Origin of the sequence: Streptomyces djakartensis (genome assembly GCF_014651075.1) — a bacterium.
Classification (GTDB): Bacteria; Actinomycetota; Actinomycetes; order Streptomycetales; family Streptomycetaceae; genus Streptomyces; species Streptomyces djakartensis.
The window spans coordinates 194,189-207,949 of record NZ_BMWE01000010.1 but is presented as its reverse complement, the minus strand read 5'-3'; the positions used below and the strand labels follow the sequence as shown (position 1 = coordinate 207,949).

Here is a 13,761-nt window from a genome sequence, read left to right as displayed (position 1 = left end):
CCGGGCACGCTCGGATCATGAACACGCACACCGAACCGCCGGCGGCGGAACCGATCCGCTTCGACACGAAGATCGCCGTACTGCTGCGCGACGACCTCGAGCCCTGGCAACGCCTCAACGTGACGTCGTTCCTGGTCAGCGGCCTGGGAACGCAGATCCCCGAGGTGATCGGCGAACCGTACGAGGACGCGGACGGCGTGCCCTACCTGCCGATGTTCCGCCAGCCGGTCCTGGTCTTCGAGGCCGCGAAGGAGACCCTGACCACGGCCCACGCCCGCGCCCTGTCCCGGTCGCTGCCCCGCGCGCTCTTCACCTCCGATCTGTTCGCCACGGGCAACGACCGTGACAACCGCGCGGCCGTACGGGCGGTGCCCACGGCGGAGCTCGATCTGGCCGGCCTCGCGGTCTACGGCCCGAGGAACGCGGTGGACAAGGTGGTGAAGGGGGCGCGGATGCATCCCTGAGACCAAAGTCGGTGGCCTGTAGACCAACGGCTGATGACAGGGCGGACGGCCCTTCCCGAGACTCGTGCCATGGAGGAAGCCAGGAAGGTCCCCATGGGGAAGACGCCCGTTCCGCCTCCGCCGACGGACCGGGCCACAGAGCTCGCGGAACCGGCGTGGGCCATCGTGCTCTTCTGCGTGGCCTGTGGTGCCGTCGGCGGCGCGCTGCTGCCGCTCCTCGCCCGCTGGCTGCTCACCCTGCCGTGGGCGCCGCTCGAAGGGCCGGCCGAACTGCTGACGTCGGTCCCGGAACCCGCCCTCACCCTCGGCACGGTCGCCGTGGGCGCCCTCGGCGGCCTGTTGCTCGGTTTCACGGCGGTGCACGATTCGCTGTCGGTCGGCGTTTCCGCCACCCATGTGACCCTCACCATCAGGGACGGTTCCCAGCAGTTCGCCCGCGAGGAGATCTCCGTGCTGTTCCGGGACGGCAAGCACCTCGTCCTGCTCGGGCCCGGCAGCCTGGAACTGGCGAGGGAACGCTGCGGCCTGCCCTGGCAGCGCCTCGCGGAGGCCCTGGAGGCGCACGGCTACGCGTGGGTGGAGGAGGACCCGTACCGCGCCGAGTTCCGCCGCTGGGTCCCCGGCACCCCCGGACTGCCCGAGGGCGCTGACGCCCTGCTGAGCGCACGCGCACGGGCCCGGAAACACGACGACGCCGCGGACGCCCGGGAGTTGCGGGGCGAGCTGCTGCGGCTCGGGGTGGTCGTACGGGACGAGGAGAAGCGGCAGTACTGGCGTCTGGTGCGGCGGGACTGACGTTCCGGCGCGGAGCCCGCGCGGTCGGCACCGGCGGCTGGAATCCGGGCGGGTCCCCGCGACCGTGCCCCGGTCAGCGGGGCGCGGTCACGGGGCGCAGGCCTCGGCGATCGACAGGCTGTTCTCGTAGAGGTGGTGCCGGGTGATCCGCCCGTCCTCGACGGTGAGCCGCAGCGCGAACGGCCCCTCGAAGGACTTCCCCGTCGCCCGTACCGTCCCCGAGAGGTGCCCCATCAGGACGGCGTCAGCGCCGTCGACGAGGAAGGCGTCGACGGACGCACGGGCATCCTCCGGCACCGTGTACCGCATCAACTCGGCGCCTTGCGCGGCGCATTCGGCGGCGGTCGACCGGGGCCGGATCCACGGCACCCCGGGGTTCTCGGCGAGCACCCAGTCGACTTCGTCGGCGAAGAGCGCGGTGAGTCCCTCCGTGTCCCCGGCGAGCCGGAGTTCGAGGAACTTCTGAACGGTGGCGCGGGTGGCTTCCGCGGTGGTGGTCTGCGTCATGAGGCCCAGCTTGCCGTGACACGGCGGGAGCGTCGATTACTTCAGGGGTAAGGAAGCCCGCGCTTCTCCCTCTCTCCGCGCTTCGGTGCCCGTACTGTCGGATTCGTCACCGAGGAGGGCTTCTGATGCGCAGCGTGACCTATTCGATGGGCGTCTCGCTCGACGGCTACATCGTCGGGCCGGACGGCGACTTCGGCTGGACGGTGCCCGACGAGGACGTCTTCCGCTTCTGGATCGACGAGATCCGAGGGGTCGGTGTCCACCTGCTGGGCCGGCGGCTGTACGAGACGATGCTGTACTGGGAGACCGCCGAGCAGGATCAATCGCTCGACGACGCGGAGCTCGAGTGGGCAGCGCTGTGGAAGCCGCTCCCGAAGGTGGTCTTCTCGACCACGCTGTCGGCGGTGCGGGGTCATGCCCGTCTGGCCTCCGGCGGCCTCGCGGAGGAGATCGAGCGGTTGCGAGCCGAGCCGGGGGAGGGCGACATCGCGATCGGCGGCGCTACCCTCGCCGCCGAGGCGGCCGCGTCGGGCCTGATCGACGAGTACCGGGTCATGGTCCACCCGGTGCTCGTCGGCGGCGGCATCCCGTACTTTCCCCACCGCGAGCGCCGGGTGGATCTCGAACTCGTCGAGACCCGCACCTTCAACTCGGGAGTCGTCTACCTCCGCTACCGCGTGGCGCGCTAGCGGCTCGTTCCGCGCTCCCGCTCAGAACACGGTGTTGTCGTTCCCGGAGGTGGGCGGGACGAGCCGGAAGGACGTTCCCGCTGGGCTGCTCGGCCCGCACCCTCTCCCGCGCGACGCTCGCCGCCGCCGGTATCGGCGCCGAAGGAATTCATCGACCGCCGCGCCGGCCAGGAGGCCAAGCGCCTCCTGGCCGACAGCGACCGGAGCGCCGCCCGCATCGCCGGCCGCCTCGGCTTCTCCGGCGCGAACCACTTCAGCAGGTACTTCCACTACCGCACAGGTACTTCCACCAACCACCCCACCGGCCGGACCCCGATCACGTTCCGTGAGACGGTGGGCACCCCGCGAAGTGACCCGTCTCCCGCGGCGCCGGAAGGCCGGTCGCGGCGGCCGGCGCGGAGCCAGGGGCGTCAGTGATCCATGGGGCCGCTGTTCAGTCGCCGGCTCCGACGGCTCCCAGGCTCTGCGCGGTGGTGCGCCTCAGAGCGAGGGCCGCGATGTCGTCCTCGAGTCTTCCCTCGCTGTGCCGCAGCAGATCCCGGTGCAGCTGGTCGAGCAGCTCGCGGGGGTGCTCCCGGTCCCGCCGCCGCATCCAGTCCGGCAACGGGAAGAACCGGCCCGTGTGGTCCCGGGCCTCCGATACGCCGTCCGTGTAGAGCAGCAGCTCCTCACCCGGGGCGAAGGCGACCATGTCGACCCAGTAGCGGTCGCCGATGAGCGAGGCGAGATTGAGGGGCGGGGAGGGGATGGTCGGCTCCAGGACCCGGACCTTCCCGTCACGCGCGATCAGCGGCGGGGGATGCCCGCAGTTGAGAAGCAGCAGCCGGTCGCCGCCGTGCGGGATCTCGGCGAGGAGAGCGGTGGCGAAGTGCTCGGACTGGTCCTGGACGGGAAACGCGGCGCTGTGGCGTATGACGCTGGTCTCCAGGCGGTGGATGATGCCCTGCAGGTCGGGCTCGTCGTAGGCGGCCTCCCGGAAGCAGCTGATCACCGCCGCGGCCGCCCCCACGGCGGACAGGCCCTTGCCCCGTACGTCGCCGATGAGCAGCCGGACCCCGTGCGGTGTGCCGATCGCCTCGTAGAAGTCGCCACCGATCCTGGCCTGTTCCTGGGCCGCCAGATACAGCGATTCGATCTCGACGCCCCCGATGCGGCGCGGCAGCGGGCGCAGCAGCACCGTCTGGGCCGCGTCGGCGACGAGCCGGATCTGGAAGAGCGCCTCCTCCCGCTGAAGCCGGACATGACTTCCGTACGCGGCCGCCAAGGTGACCGCGATGATCGCGGCGGATGTGTAGGGCGTCCCCAGATCGGCGTAGAAGAAGCTGAGGACGATCATGAGCAGCAGGCAGAACGCCCCCAGCAACACCGTCGGGACCACGGGCCACATCGCGGCCGCGAGGGCGGGCGCGGCCGGCAGCAGGCGGCTGAAGGCGATCTCCCTGGGTGTGGAGAACGCCAGGGCGGCGATGACGACGGTCAGGACCAGGGGTGACAGCCGGGCAGCTTCCCATCGACCGCGGTAGGCGGGACGGCGGCGCCACAGCCGTTCAGACGTGACCACAAAATCATCATATCGACCATAGTGGCCATATCGGGTGCCGGGCCTGGAAGGATCGGGCCGCCCCTGGCCCCTCGGGATCACCGGTGTTACAAAGGTCACATGGCGAGTCTTTTCGCCCGTCTTCAACGCCTGTCGGTCAATCGCCTGATCAGCAAGAGCACGCGGAGCGTAGCCGGGCAGGTGATGGTCTTCCAGGTGGCACTGGTGGTGCTGCTCGTAGCCTGCGGCGTCATCGCTCTCATCCTGCAGTCGGAGCGTGACACCAGCGCCGAGGCCAAGCGTCGCTCCACGGCCGTGGCACAGACCTTCGCGCACTCGCCAGGCGTCCTCGCGGCATTGCGGACCCCGGACCCGAGCAGGATTCTCCAGCCGCTCACCGAGGCGGCACGCCGGGCCGCCGACGTGGACTTCATCGTGGTCATGGACACCAAGGGCATCCGGTACACGCACCCCCTGCCGGACCGCATCGGAAAGCGGTTCGTCGGCGAGATCGAGCCGTCGCTGGCCGGGAAGGTCTTCGTGGAGAGCGTCGACGGCCCGCTCGGCCGCGAGGTGCAGGCCACCGTCCCGATCAAGAACGTGGACAGCAAGGTGGTGGCCCTCGTCTCGGCCGGGATGAAGGTCAAGAACGTCGAAAGTCAGTTGACCAGGCAACTGCCGATCGTCCTGGGCGCCGGGGCCGGTGCGCTCGTGCTGTCCACGGGTGTGACAGCGCTGGTGGGAAGGCGGCTGCGGCGGCAGACGCACAGCCTCGCCCCGGACGAGATGGACCTGATGTACGAACACCACGACACAGTGCTCCACTCCGTTCGCGAAGGGGTGCTGATCGTGTCCGCCGACGGGCGGCTGATGCTGGCGAACGACGAGGCCAGACGACTGCTGGAACTGCCCCCGGACATCGAGGGGCGGCTCGTCTCGGAGCTGCCGGGCCTCGATCCCGAGATGAAGGCGCTGCTGGCCTCCGGGCGCGAGGCCACCGACGAGGTGCACCTCACGGGGGAGCGGCTGATCGCGGTCAACCAGCGACCCACGGGGCGCGCGGAAGGCCCCCAGGAAACGGTGGTGACGCTACGCGACTCCACCGAGCTGCAGGCGGTGACGGGCAGGGCGGAGGTGGCCCGGGAGCGGCTCAGGCTGCTGTACGACGCCGGACTCCACATCGGTACCACCCTGGACGTGCTGCGCACCGCCGACGAGCTGGCGCGCGTCCCCATTCCCCGCTTCGCGGACTTCGTCACCGTGGATCTGGCCGACGCCGTCCTGCACGGCGAGGAGCCGGCCCCCACGGCGACCCACATGCGGCGCGCGGCCGTCTCCGGCATCGCGGACAACCATCCGCTCTCCGAGCAGGGCCGGCTTTTCGACTACCTCCCCTCCACGCCGCAGGCGCGCGGCTACGGCAGCGGCCGCTCCCAGCTGGTGAGCGATCTGCCGTCCGCCACGGGCTGGCGCGTGCAGGACCCGGAGCGGGCCAAGGCGATCATCGACTACGGCATCCGCTCCCTCATCACCGCCCCCATCCAGGCCCGTGGCGTCGTGCTGGGCATGGCCAGCTTCTGGCGCACGGGGCAGCATGAGCGGTTCAACGACGAGGACGTGTCGCTGGCCGAGGAGCTGGTGGCCCGCGCCGCGATCAGCATCGACAACGCCCGCCGCTACACCCGGGAGCACGCCCTGGCGGTCACCCTGCAGCGCAGCCTGCTGCCGCAGGCCATGCCCGAGCAGAACGCCCTCGACATCGCCTACCGCTACCTCCCCGCACAGTCGGGCGTGGGCGGAGACTGGTTCGACGTCATTCCCATGCCGGGCAGCCGGGTGGCACTGGCCGTCGGCGATGTGGTCGGCCACGGCCTCCACGCCGCCGCCACGATGGGACGGCTGCGCACCGCGGTGCACAACTTCTCCGCCCTCGACCTGCCCCCCGACGAGCTGCTGAGCCATCTGGACGACCTGGTCGGCAGCATCGACCAGAACGAGACGGCCGAGAGCGCGGCGGGCGTCGTGGGCGCCACCTGCCTGTACGGGATCTACGACCCCGTGACGCGCCGCTACGTCATGGCGCGGGCGGGGCATCTGGCGCCCGCCCTGGTACGGCCCGACGGAACCGTCACTTTCCCGGACCTGCCCGCCGGCCCGCCCCTGGGCCTCGGCGGCATGCCCTTCCAGACCGCGGAGCTGTGCCTCGCCGAGGGAACCCAGCTCGTCCTGTACACCGACGGCCTCATCGAGGACCGCAGGCGCGACCTGGACGTGGGGATGGAGCTGCTGCGCGAGGCGCTCACCGGCCATCCCGGCCGGCCGCCCGAGGAGACCTGCCAGGACGTGCTGGACCGTGTGCTCCCCGGGCGCCCCAAGGACGACGTCGCCCTGCTCGTCGCCCGCACGCGGCAACTGCCGCCCGACCGGATCGCCGACTGGGACGTACCACCGGACCCCGCCGCCGTCTCGGGTATGCGCGACGCCGTGTCCCAGAAGCTCGAGGCATGGGGCCTGTCGGAGTTCGGCTTCACCATGGAGCTCATCCTGAGCGAGCTCATCACCAACGCCATCCGCTACGGCGCCGGGCCGATCCACGTGCGGCTGATCCGCGACCGTGCGCTGATCTGCGAGGTGGCCGACGGCAGCAGCACCTCACCGCATCTGCGGTACGCCGCGACGACGGACGAGGGCGGCCGGGGCCTGTTCCTGGTGTCGCAGATGGCTGAGCGCTGGGGCACCCGGTACACCCCGCAGGGCAAGGTGATCTGGGCCGAACAGGCCTTGCCGGAAGGCGCCCCGGACGCATGAAGAAGCCCCCTCCTTCCAGGCGACTTCGTCTGCGGCCATGACGAGTGCTGGGCCGGCTTCTACTCGTGAGGGTGTGACTGGATCACCCCAGGTCGAACGCGTTCGGCAGGCCGGCCTTGAAGCGGAAGTGGTCGTGGCGCTTGAGGCTCTCGAGCTCCGGCGGCCTGAACAGCGGGGTGACTGTGCAGCGCGGCGCACTCGAACCTGCCTGATCCAGAAGGGCATTGACCGCCTGACGGGCCGAGGCGTTCGCGCCCTCCATGGTGGCGAGGTCGATGTCCACGGCGACGTAATCCCCGGACAGGAAGAAGTTCGGGACCGTGGTCCTGGCCGAAGGGCGGTTGTGCAGCGTGCCCACGGGGTGGATCAGCAGCTCGTCCTGGTTGGTCGGGTGCGGGGTGCCGATCCCGTCCACTCCGGGGTCCAGGAACCACGAGTGCAGCGTGCCGTCGCGCAGCACTGTCTTGCCGGTGTCGTTGAGTGCGTCCTTGAGCTGTGCCCACACCTCGCGTGCGACCTCTTCGCGGGTGCACTGTTTGGCTGTTTTGCCGTACAGAACGCCGGGCTTGTCCCACTCGGAGATATCCACCGACAGACACTCCTTGGCCACGCCGTCGCCGTAGTCGGCGGCGAAGTCACGCCCTGGCCAGTGCCGGGCCTGGGCGATCGCAGTCAGCGACCATGGCGAGTCGATGCAGTTGAAGTGGCCCTGTACCACGGGCGGCGTCTCGGTCAGGTAGAACTGAAGGCCCGTCATCCAGTCCGTCCGCAGCTTGTCGCAGCGTGCCAACTGTGGGTCGGCGGCGCGTAATCCGGCACTCCAGGTGCGCCGCGCGTGCTCCACCGGCATGGCGGAGACATAGTGATCGGCGGTTATGGAGCGACGGACGCCGTCCGCATCCTCGATGACGGCCTCGGAGACCCGCCCGTCTCCGCCCAGCCTCACCTCGTGCACGGTCCAGCCGATACGGAACTTCACGCCCAGGGAAGTGAGATGAGCCACCCAGGGGTCGATCCAGGCCTCATTGGTGGGTGCGTTGAGGATCCGGTCGGGTGGGCCGTCCGCCCCCCGGCCGAGCGCGTTGAAAACGAAGGCCTCGCCGAGGGTGCCGACCGTGCGGGTGCTGGCCTCCTCGGCCTTGGTGGCGACGATGTTGCGGGTGACGCCGATCGCGAGGATGCGCTGGTACTCCTTGGACATCTGCCCGGCGCGTACGAAAGTCCACCAAGGGACGGCTTCCCAGGTGGAGTTGCGGCGCGCGTCGCAACTGGTCAGGAAGACGACGGCGCGGTTCACGAAGTACGCGATCTCATGGAGAGGAAGGTTGAATCCCGTCTCCAGAAGACCGGTGAGGGCGCGTCTGATGTCGTCGAGGGTGAGCTCGGCGGGCTTCTTCTCCCCGGGGATGGGTATCCGCAGATCCTCGCGGCCGTCGTTCCGCGCGAACATCATCTCCTTGGGTGCGATCAGGTTGTCCCAGACGCCGCCTGCGTTCCCGGGAAAGGGGATGCGCCGCATCGTGTCGGGGAGGTTGTGGTAGATCCCCGGGATGAAGCGGAACCCGTGCTCCGCGGGCAGTGGCTTGCGGTTTCCCTTCGCGCTGTCCGGTACGTCCATGGAGCGGGCCTTGCCGCCGAGCGCCCGGCGCTCGTAGACGGTCACCGCGAAGCCCCGCTCGGCGAGTTCATGCGCCGCGGTCAGCCCCGCGACGCCACCGCCGAGCACGGCGACGGCCTGCTGTCGCCCCTTTACCGGTGCCGCTGAAGCCGCCGCGCCGGTGCCCAGCGCCACCGCCCCGCCTGTGACCGCGGCCCCCACGACAAAGGTGCGTCGCGTGCTGCCCGTTCGCCCCATGACCGGTCTCCCTTACCGTCGGTAACGCCTGCGGCCCGGCGGGGGAGCCTAAGGGAGCACCGCTCGACGCGGAAGGCATGGGCGTGACTGACATGGGCATGCCCTCGAATATGGCGCGTTCGCGTTGGAAGTACGCACGACCTGTAGGGCCGCCCCGGACCGAGCCTCTGAGGTTCCTCAAGCCGCTTGGCAGGTAGAGAAATTGACCATCACGATGACTCGCATGACAGGAATTGCGGGACTGAACAAGAAGCACGACTTCGTGCTGCTCGTCCGGGATGCGGACGTGATCGCGTCGGCCCTGCGTCAGGCGCTGCTCGAAGCCTCACCCGAGGAACGCCCGGGCCTGGAGCTCGCCGCTTCACTCGTCGAGTCCACCGCCGCCGCCACCGAAACCCAGCTGCGTGCCCGCTGGGTGCGCTCCCGGCTGGCAGCCGTCGGCTTCACGGGGGACATAGCCTCAGTCGCGGCGGTGAAGGCGCTGCGCCAGGCGGAGCCGAAACTGAGCCTGCTGGCGGCGGTGGAACTGCAGAAGGAGGCAGCGGCCCACCCGGAGTGATCCCTGCCCAAGCCCGGGACCTGACGGCCCAGGCAGGGCCCAGGCGCATCGAAGAGCCCCCTCCTGGCAGGAAAACTGCAGGTAGGGGGCTCATTCGGGTGTGTCTGCTACTTCTTCTTGCCCTGGTTCTTGACCGCCTCGATGGCCGCCGCGGCCGCCTCGGGGTCCAGGTACGTGCCGCCCGGGTTCAGCGGCTTAAAGTCGGCGTCGAGCTGGTAGGACAGCGGGATGCCCGTCGGGATGTTGAGGCCCGCGATGTCCGCGTCGGAGATGCCGTCCAGGTGCTTGACCAGGGCGCGCAGCGAGTTGCCGTGGGCCGCGACCAGGACCGTCCTGCCCGTCAGCAGGTCCGGGACGATGCCGTCGAACCAGTACGGGAGCATGCGGACGACGACGTCCTTCAGGCACTCGGTGCGCGGGCGCAGCTCCGGCGGGAGGGTCGCGTAGCGCGGGTCGGAGAACTGGGAGTACTCGGCGTCGACGTCCAGCGGCGGCGGCGGGGTGTCGTACGAACGGCGCCACAGCATGAACTGCTCCTCGCCGAACTCGGCGAGCGTCTGGGCCTTGTCCTTGCCCTGGAGGGCGCCGTAGTGGCGCTCGTTGAGGCGCCAGCTGCGGTGGACCGGGATCCAGTGGCGGTCAGCGGCCTCCAGGGCCAGCTGGGCCGTGCGGATCGCGCGCTTCTGGAGGGAGGTGTGGACCACGTCGGGGAGGAGATCGGCGTCCTTCAGGAGCTCGCCACCGCGGACTGCCTCCTTCTCGCCCTTCTCGTTGAGGTTCACGTCCACCCAGCCGGTGAACAGGTTCTTCGCGTTCCACTCGCTCTCGCCGTGGCGGAGGAGGATCAGCTTGTACGGTGCGTCGGCCATGCCCCAGAGCGTAATCCACGCATTCGCCCGTTCGCGTGGCTGCCCGGCAGGCGGACGTTTGACGGGTCCTGTTAATCGAGTGGCCCCCGGCAAGCGCCGAATCGTAATGTGCGGCTACTGCCTGCGCCGCTTACATCGCTTCCGGGGGATTCCATGCCGTACGCCGTGCGTGCCCGACGTGCCGTCCAGGAGACCGTCTCAGGGCTTCCCCGTGAGTTCTGGTGGCTGTGGACCAGCACGCTGGTCAACCGGCTCGGCGCCTTCGTCGCCACCTTCATGGCGCTGTACCTGACACTCGATCGCGGCTACTCCGCCACGTACGCCGGTCTGGTCGCCGCCCTGCACGGCCTCGGTGGTGTCGTCTCCTCGCTGGGCGGCGGAGTGATGGCCGACCGGTTGGGCAGGCGGCCGACGCTGCTGATCGCGCAGGCGTCCACCGCCGTGTCCGTCGCGCTGCTCGGCTTCGTGCGGGACCCGGTCGCGATCGCCGGCGTCGCCTTCCTGGTCGGCGCGGCGAGCAACGCGTCGCGGCCGGCCGTGCAGGCGATGATGGCGGACATCGTGCGGCCCCAGGACCGTATCCGCGCCTTCTCCCTCAACTACTGGGCCATCAACCTCGGCTTCGCGGTCTCCTCCGTGGCCGCCGGGTTCATCGCCGAGGCCAGCTACGCCGCCGGGTTCCTGATCGAGGCGGGGATGACGATGGTCTGCGCGATCGTCGTCTTCCTGAAGCTGCCGGAGTCCAAGCCCGCCGAGGCCGCGAGCACGACCGCCCGGGACGACTCCGTCAGCCTCGGCACCGTGCTGCGCGACGGGCGCTTCATGAGCGTCGTCGGGCTGTCCTTCCTCGTCGCGCTGATCTTCCAGCAGGGGTCGGTGGGGCTGCCGGTGGCGATGGGCGAGGCTGGGTTCACGCCGGCCGAGTACGGCATGGCGATCGCCGTCAACGGCGTGCTGATCGTCGTCCTCCAGATCCCGGTCACGCGCTTCATCGAGCACCTGGATCCGCGGCGGCTGCTCGTCGTCTCGTCCGTCCTCGCGGGGTACGGCTTCGGGCTGACCGCCTTCGCCGGGTCGGTCGGCGTCATCGCCCTCACGGTGTGCGTGTGGACACTGGCGGAGATCGTCAACGCGCCGACGCAGACGGGCCTCGTCGTCCGGCTGTCCCCGCTGCACGGCCGTGGGCGCTACCAGGGCATGTACACCATGTCGTGGTCGGTCGCGGCCCTGGTCGCCCCGCTGCTGTCCGGGGTCGTCATCGACCGGTTGGGCGCGCGGTGGCTGTGGGGGCTGTGCGCGGTGGTGGGCACGGTGGCCGGACTCGGGTACGGGGTGCTGATGCGGCGGCTGCCGGATGAGGGGGCGGCGGTGGTCGAGCCCGACCTGGGCGTGCGGTCGCAGCCGGAGGTCGGCGCGGGCTGAGCCGAGCCGGAGGCGCGGCGGCCGCCGGTCGCGCCCGGCGTCAGTGGCGGGCGCGACCGGCGGCCGCGGGGCGTGGGTGACGTCCTCAGGCTCGGCGCTCGGCCTCGGCGTCGGCGACGGCGATCGTGATGCCGAGGGCCTTGGCGATGTTGCCCGCCGCCGTCATGACGCGGGCGGTGCCCACGATCGGGGCGATGGCGACGAGGACGTCCTGCACCTGCTCGGCGGTCAGACCGGCCTGGACGGCGGGGTCGATGTGGGCGATGTACGAGATCGGCGGGGCGTCCGAAGCGGCCAGGGCCGCGATACGGGTGAGCATGAACGTGTCCGGGGCCAACCCGCACCGTTCGACCGAGTCGACCGTCATCGCGGCGATGGTGTCCAGTACCGGGGTGTCGGATGCAGTGGCCATAACGAGGCGTCTCCTGTCGGTCGGGGGGAGAGTCGACGGGCGTCGCGGCGTGTGCGGTCCGTTCGACGCGGCGCCCTCGGCTCGACCGTAGGTTCGCTTGCCGGGGATCGCCCGCCGGGGGAACCGTCCGGGCGAACCGCGCACGCGTGGACAAGAACGTTGACCAGACCTCCTGGAGCACCGCTCCAGGAGGCAGTCCGAGCCGGGAATCTCCCTCCACTCAGGGAGACGGAAAATTCACTGCACGACCAGCGGCACCGGATGGATCTCGTCCGCCTTGTGTCCGGCGCGTTCGTGAATGCGCTGGACCGCCTCCGCCGAGGGGGCCTCCGACAGGCAGTAGACGAGGCCGGACTCCGGGTCCGCCCAGGCCCTCTCGAAGTGGACCCGCTCGTCTCCCTCTATGGCGAGGTCCGCGTTGTGGGCCTCACGCAGCTGCTCCTCCGTGATGCCCTTCATGCTGTGGTGGACGTCCATGAACTTGGCCATGACCCAGCGCCTCCTTCCCACTACGGCGCTGCATGCCTTCCGTACCTCCATGGTCCGCCCGTACGGGCACGGAGGCGACCACAGCACGGCGGGCAGGGCCCCGGCGGCGAAGCACCGGAGCCCTGCCACTGCCGAGGGTCGTGCGCGGGTGCCGGCGTCAGCCGCACTGGCAAGGGCTGCCCGACTGACACCCGCAGCCGCAGCCCGAGCCGCAGCCGCACGCGGCGATCAGGGGCAGGCTCCTGATCTCGGCGGGCTGCTCGGTCTCGGTCTGCCGCGTGGGGTCGGGCGTGAAGCTGGGGGAATCGGCCATGGGTCCCTCCTCGGGCTGGTGCCTGTGCCCATTGGACGCCCGTTCCGCTGGGCGCATCAACGGCGCACTGAGGCGCCCGCGCGCCCAGCGGAGTCCCGGCCGAATCCCACCCGGTCCGATCAGGCGTTCTCCGGCCCCGTCACCGCCTGGATCTCCGGCTGCACGTCCGCCTGGAGCTCGTCGGCGTGCTCGCCCGTCACCAGGTACACCACCCGCTTGGCGACGGAGACCGCGTGGTCGGCGAAGCGCTCGTAGTAGCGGCCCAGCAGCGTGACGTCCACGGCCGTCTCGATGCCGTGCTTCCAGCGGTCGTCCATCAGGTGCTGGAAGAGGGTGCGGTGCAGCAGGTCCATCTCGTCGTCGTCCTGCTCCAGCTGGAGCGCGAGGTCGACGTCCTTGGTGATGATCACTTCGGCGGCCTTGGCCATCAGGCGCTGGGCGAGCTGGCCCATCTCCAGGATGGTGGCGTGCAGGTCGCTCGGGACCGCGCGCTCCGGGTAGCGCAGGCGCGCGAGCTTCGCCACGTGCTGGGCGAGGTCACCGGAGCGCTCCAGGTCGGCCGACATGCGCAGCGACGTGACGACGATCCGCAGGTCCGTCGCCACCGGCTGCTGCCGCGCCAGCAGGGCTATGGCCCGGGCCTCCAGTTCGTGCTGGAGGTCGTCGACCCTCTGGTCGGCCTCGATGACGTTCTCGGCCAGCTTCAGGTCGGAGTCGAGGATGGCGGTCGTGGCGCGTCCGATCGCCGACCCGACCAGCCGGGCCATTTCCACCAGACTGTCGCTGATCGAGTCCAGTTCCTCGTGGTACGCGTCCCGCATCAGGTGTCCCTCTCGTGCGTTCATGTCGGGGGTTCAAGGGCCGGGTACCGCCGGGCGGCCGGCGGCACGCCCACCGGAGAACCAGCGGTACGACCGTCGTGTCACCAACGGTCCGCACCCCACGCTCCCACGTTCCGCCCCGTACGCGTCCGTTTCCGGCATCCCAAATGAACCAGTACTGGCTCCAAGGTGAACTCTGGGCGACGAGTGTTCGAGCT

General features: G+C 70.2%; 14 protein-coding genes. 7 read left to right on the top strand and 7 right to left on the bottom strand.

Annotation, left to right across the window (positions count from 1 at the left end):
- Positions 1-17 precede the first annotated feature (17 nt).
- Together IE212_RS19175 and IE212_RS19170 are read left to right on the top strand one after the other, a co-directional pair.
- Positions 18-464: a DUF2000 domain-containing protein gene (locus IE212_RS19175; protein WP_190199098.1), complete on the top strand. Its 447-nt coding sequence runs from the start codon at positions 18-20 to the stop codon at positions 462-464.
- Positions 465-533: 69 nt separating this feature from the next.
- On the top strand, positions 534-1,259 hold the full coding sequence (locus IE212_RS19170; RefSeq protein ID WP_229864434.1) for a YqeB family protein: 726 nt from the start codon (positions 534-536) through the stop codon (positions 1,257-1,259).
- A gap of 87 nt (positions 1,260-1,346) precedes the next feature.
- Here the strand turns inward: IE212_RS19170 and IE212_RS19165 are convergent, their stop codons facing one another.
- Positions 1,347-1,766 (bottom strand): nuclear transport factor 2 family protein, encoded by a 420-nt coding sequence (locus IE212_RS19165; protein WP_190199097.1) that lies wholly within the window; start codon positions 1,764-1,766, stop codon positions 1,347-1,349.
- Positions 1,767-1,891: 125 nt separating this feature from the next.
- Here IE212_RS19165 and IE212_RS19160 point away from each other — a divergent pair, with 125 nt between their 5' ends.
- Together IE212_RS19160 and IE212_RS19155 are read left to right on the top strand one after the other, a co-directional pair.
- Positions 1,892-2,455, top strand: coding sequence for a dihydrofolate reductase family protein (locus IE212_RS19160; protein WP_190199096.1), 564 nt, complete (start codon positions 1,892-1,894; stop codon positions 2,453-2,455).
- A gap of 150 nt (positions 2,456-2,605) precedes the next feature.
- Positions 2,606-2,872 carry a helix-turn-helix domain-containing protein gene (locus IE212_RS19155; protein ID WP_373301410.1) on the top strand — a complete coding sequence of 89 codons (267 nt, stop codon included), beginning with the start codon at positions 2,606-2,608 and terminating at the stop codon, positions 2,870-2,872.
- A 16-nt stretch (positions 2,873-2,888) separates the two neighbouring features.
- Here IE212_RS19155 and IE212_RS19150 read toward each other — a convergent pair whose 3' ends face one another.
- Positions 2,889-3,941 (bottom strand): PP2C family protein-serine/threonine phosphatase, encoded by a 1,053-nt coding sequence (locus IE212_RS19150; RefSeq protein ID WP_190199197.1) that lies wholly within the window; start codon positions 3,939-3,941, stop codon positions 2,889-2,891.
- Between the two features lie 174 nt (positions 3,942-4,115).
- Between IE212_RS19150 and IE212_RS19145 the strand changes: the two genes are divergently transcribed.
- Positions 4,116-6,803 (top strand): SpoIIE family protein phosphatase, encoded by a 2,688-nt coding sequence (locus tag IE212_RS19145; RefSeq protein ID WP_190199095.1) that lies wholly within the window; start codon positions 4,116-4,118, stop codon positions 6,801-6,803.
- 82 nt (positions 6,804-6,885) lie between these two features.
- Here IE212_RS19145 and IE212_RS19140 read toward each other — a convergent pair whose 3' ends face one another.
- The gene (locus IE212_RS19140; RefSeq protein WP_190199094.1) at positions 6,886-8,658 is read right to left on the bottom strand and encodes a hydroxysqualene dehydroxylase; all 1,773 of its coding nucleotides are present in this window, start codon (positions 8,656-8,658) and stop codon (positions 6,886-6,888) included.
- Positions 8,659-8,881: 223 nt separating this feature from the next.
- Here IE212_RS19140 and IE212_RS19135 point away from each other — a divergent pair, with 223 nt between their 5' ends.
- Positions 8,882-9,217, top strand: a complete 336-nt coding sequence (locus tag IE212_RS19135; RefSeq protein ID WP_190199093.1) for a hypothetical protein — start codon at positions 8,882-8,884, stop codon at positions 9,215-9,217.
- Positions 9,218-9,324: 107 nt separating this feature from the next.
- Here IE212_RS19135 and IE212_RS19130 read toward each other — a convergent pair whose 3' ends face one another.
- Positions 9,325-10,086 (bottom strand): phosphoglyceromutase, encoded by a 762-nt coding sequence (locus IE212_RS19130; RefSeq protein WP_190199092.1) that lies wholly within the window; start codon positions 10,084-10,086, stop codon positions 9,325-9,327.
- Between the two features lie 153 nt (positions 10,087-10,239).
- Here IE212_RS19130 and IE212_RS19125 point away from each other — a divergent pair, with 153 nt between their 5' ends.
- A complete protein-coding gene (locus tag IE212_RS19125) occupies positions 10,240-11,508 on the top strand; it encodes an MDR family MFS transporter (RefSeq protein WP_190199091.1) in 1,269 nt (422 codons plus the stop codon).
- Between the two features lie 85 nt (positions 11,509-11,593).
- Here the strand turns inward: IE212_RS19125 and IE212_RS19120 are convergent, their stop codons facing one another.
- From IE212_RS19120 to phoU, 3 genes are all read right to left on the bottom strand, one after another.
- Entirely contained in the window at positions 11,594-11,920 is a 327-nt protein-coding gene (locus IE212_RS19120; RefSeq protein WP_190199090.1) for a carboxymuconolactone decarboxylase family protein, read from the bottom strand.
- 237 nt (positions 11,921-12,157) lie between these two features.
- On the bottom strand, positions 12,158-12,409 hold the full coding sequence (locus tag IE212_RS19115) for an SCO4226 family nickel-binding protein (protein ID WP_190199089.1): 252 nt from the start codon (positions 12,407-12,409) through the stop codon (positions 12,158-12,160).
- A gap of 432 nt (positions 12,410-12,841) precedes the next feature.
- Complete coding sequence (phoU, locus tag IE212_RS19110; protein WP_190199196.1) at positions 12,842-13,543, bottom strand: phosphate signaling complex protein PhoU; 702 nt, start codon at positions 13,541-13,543, stop codon at positions 12,842-12,844.
- Positions 13,544-13,761 lie beyond the last annotated feature (218 nt).

Bases quoted from the DNA above. Each gene is read 5' to 3' on its own strand.
- IE212_RS19175 (WP_190199098.1), top strand. From the start codon at position 18: ATGAACACGCACACCGAACCGCCGGCGGCGGAACCGATCCGCTTCGAC.
- IE212_RS19170 (WP_229864434.1), top strand. From the start codon at position 534: ATGGAGGAAGCCAGGAAGGTCCCCATGGGGAAGACGCCCGTTCCGCCT.
- IE212_RS19165 (WP_190199097.1), bottom strand. From the start codon at position 1,766: ATGACGCAGACCACCACCGCGGAAGCCACCCGCGCCACCGTTCAGAAG.
- IE212_RS19160 (WP_190199096.1), top strand. From the start codon at position 1,892: ATGCGCAGCGTGACCTATTCGATGGGCGTCTCGCTCGACGGCTACATC.
- IE212_RS19145 (WP_190199095.1), top strand. From the start codon at position 4,116: ATGGCGAGTCTTTTCGCCCGTCTTCAACGCCTGTCGGTCAATCGCCTG.
- IE212_RS19140 (WP_190199094.1), bottom strand. From the start codon at position 8,658: ATGGGGCGAACGGGCAGCACGCGACGCACCTTTGTCGTGGGGGCCGCG.
- IE212_RS19135 (WP_190199093.1), top strand. From the start codon at position 8,882: ATGACAGGAATTGCGGGACTGAACAAGAAGCACGACTTCGTGCTGCTC.
- IE212_RS19130 (WP_190199092.1), bottom strand. From the start codon at position 10,086: ATGGCCGACGCACCGTACAAGCTGATCCTCCTCCGCCACGGCGAGAGC.
- IE212_RS19125 (WP_190199091.1), top strand. From the start codon at position 10,240: ATGCCGTACGCCGTGCGTGCCCGACGTGCCGTCCAGGAGACCGTCTCA.
- IE212_RS19120 (WP_190199090.1), bottom strand. From the start codon at position 11,920: ATGGCCACTGCATCCGACACCCCGGTACTGGACACCATCGCCGCGATG.
- IE212_RS19115 (WP_190199089.1), bottom strand. From the start codon at position 12,409: ATGGCCAAGTTCATGGACGTCCACCACAGCATGAAGGGCATCACGGAG.
- phoU (WP_190199196.1), bottom strand. From the start codon at position 13,543: ATGCGGGACGCGTACCACGAGGAACTGGACTCGATCAGCGACAGTCTG.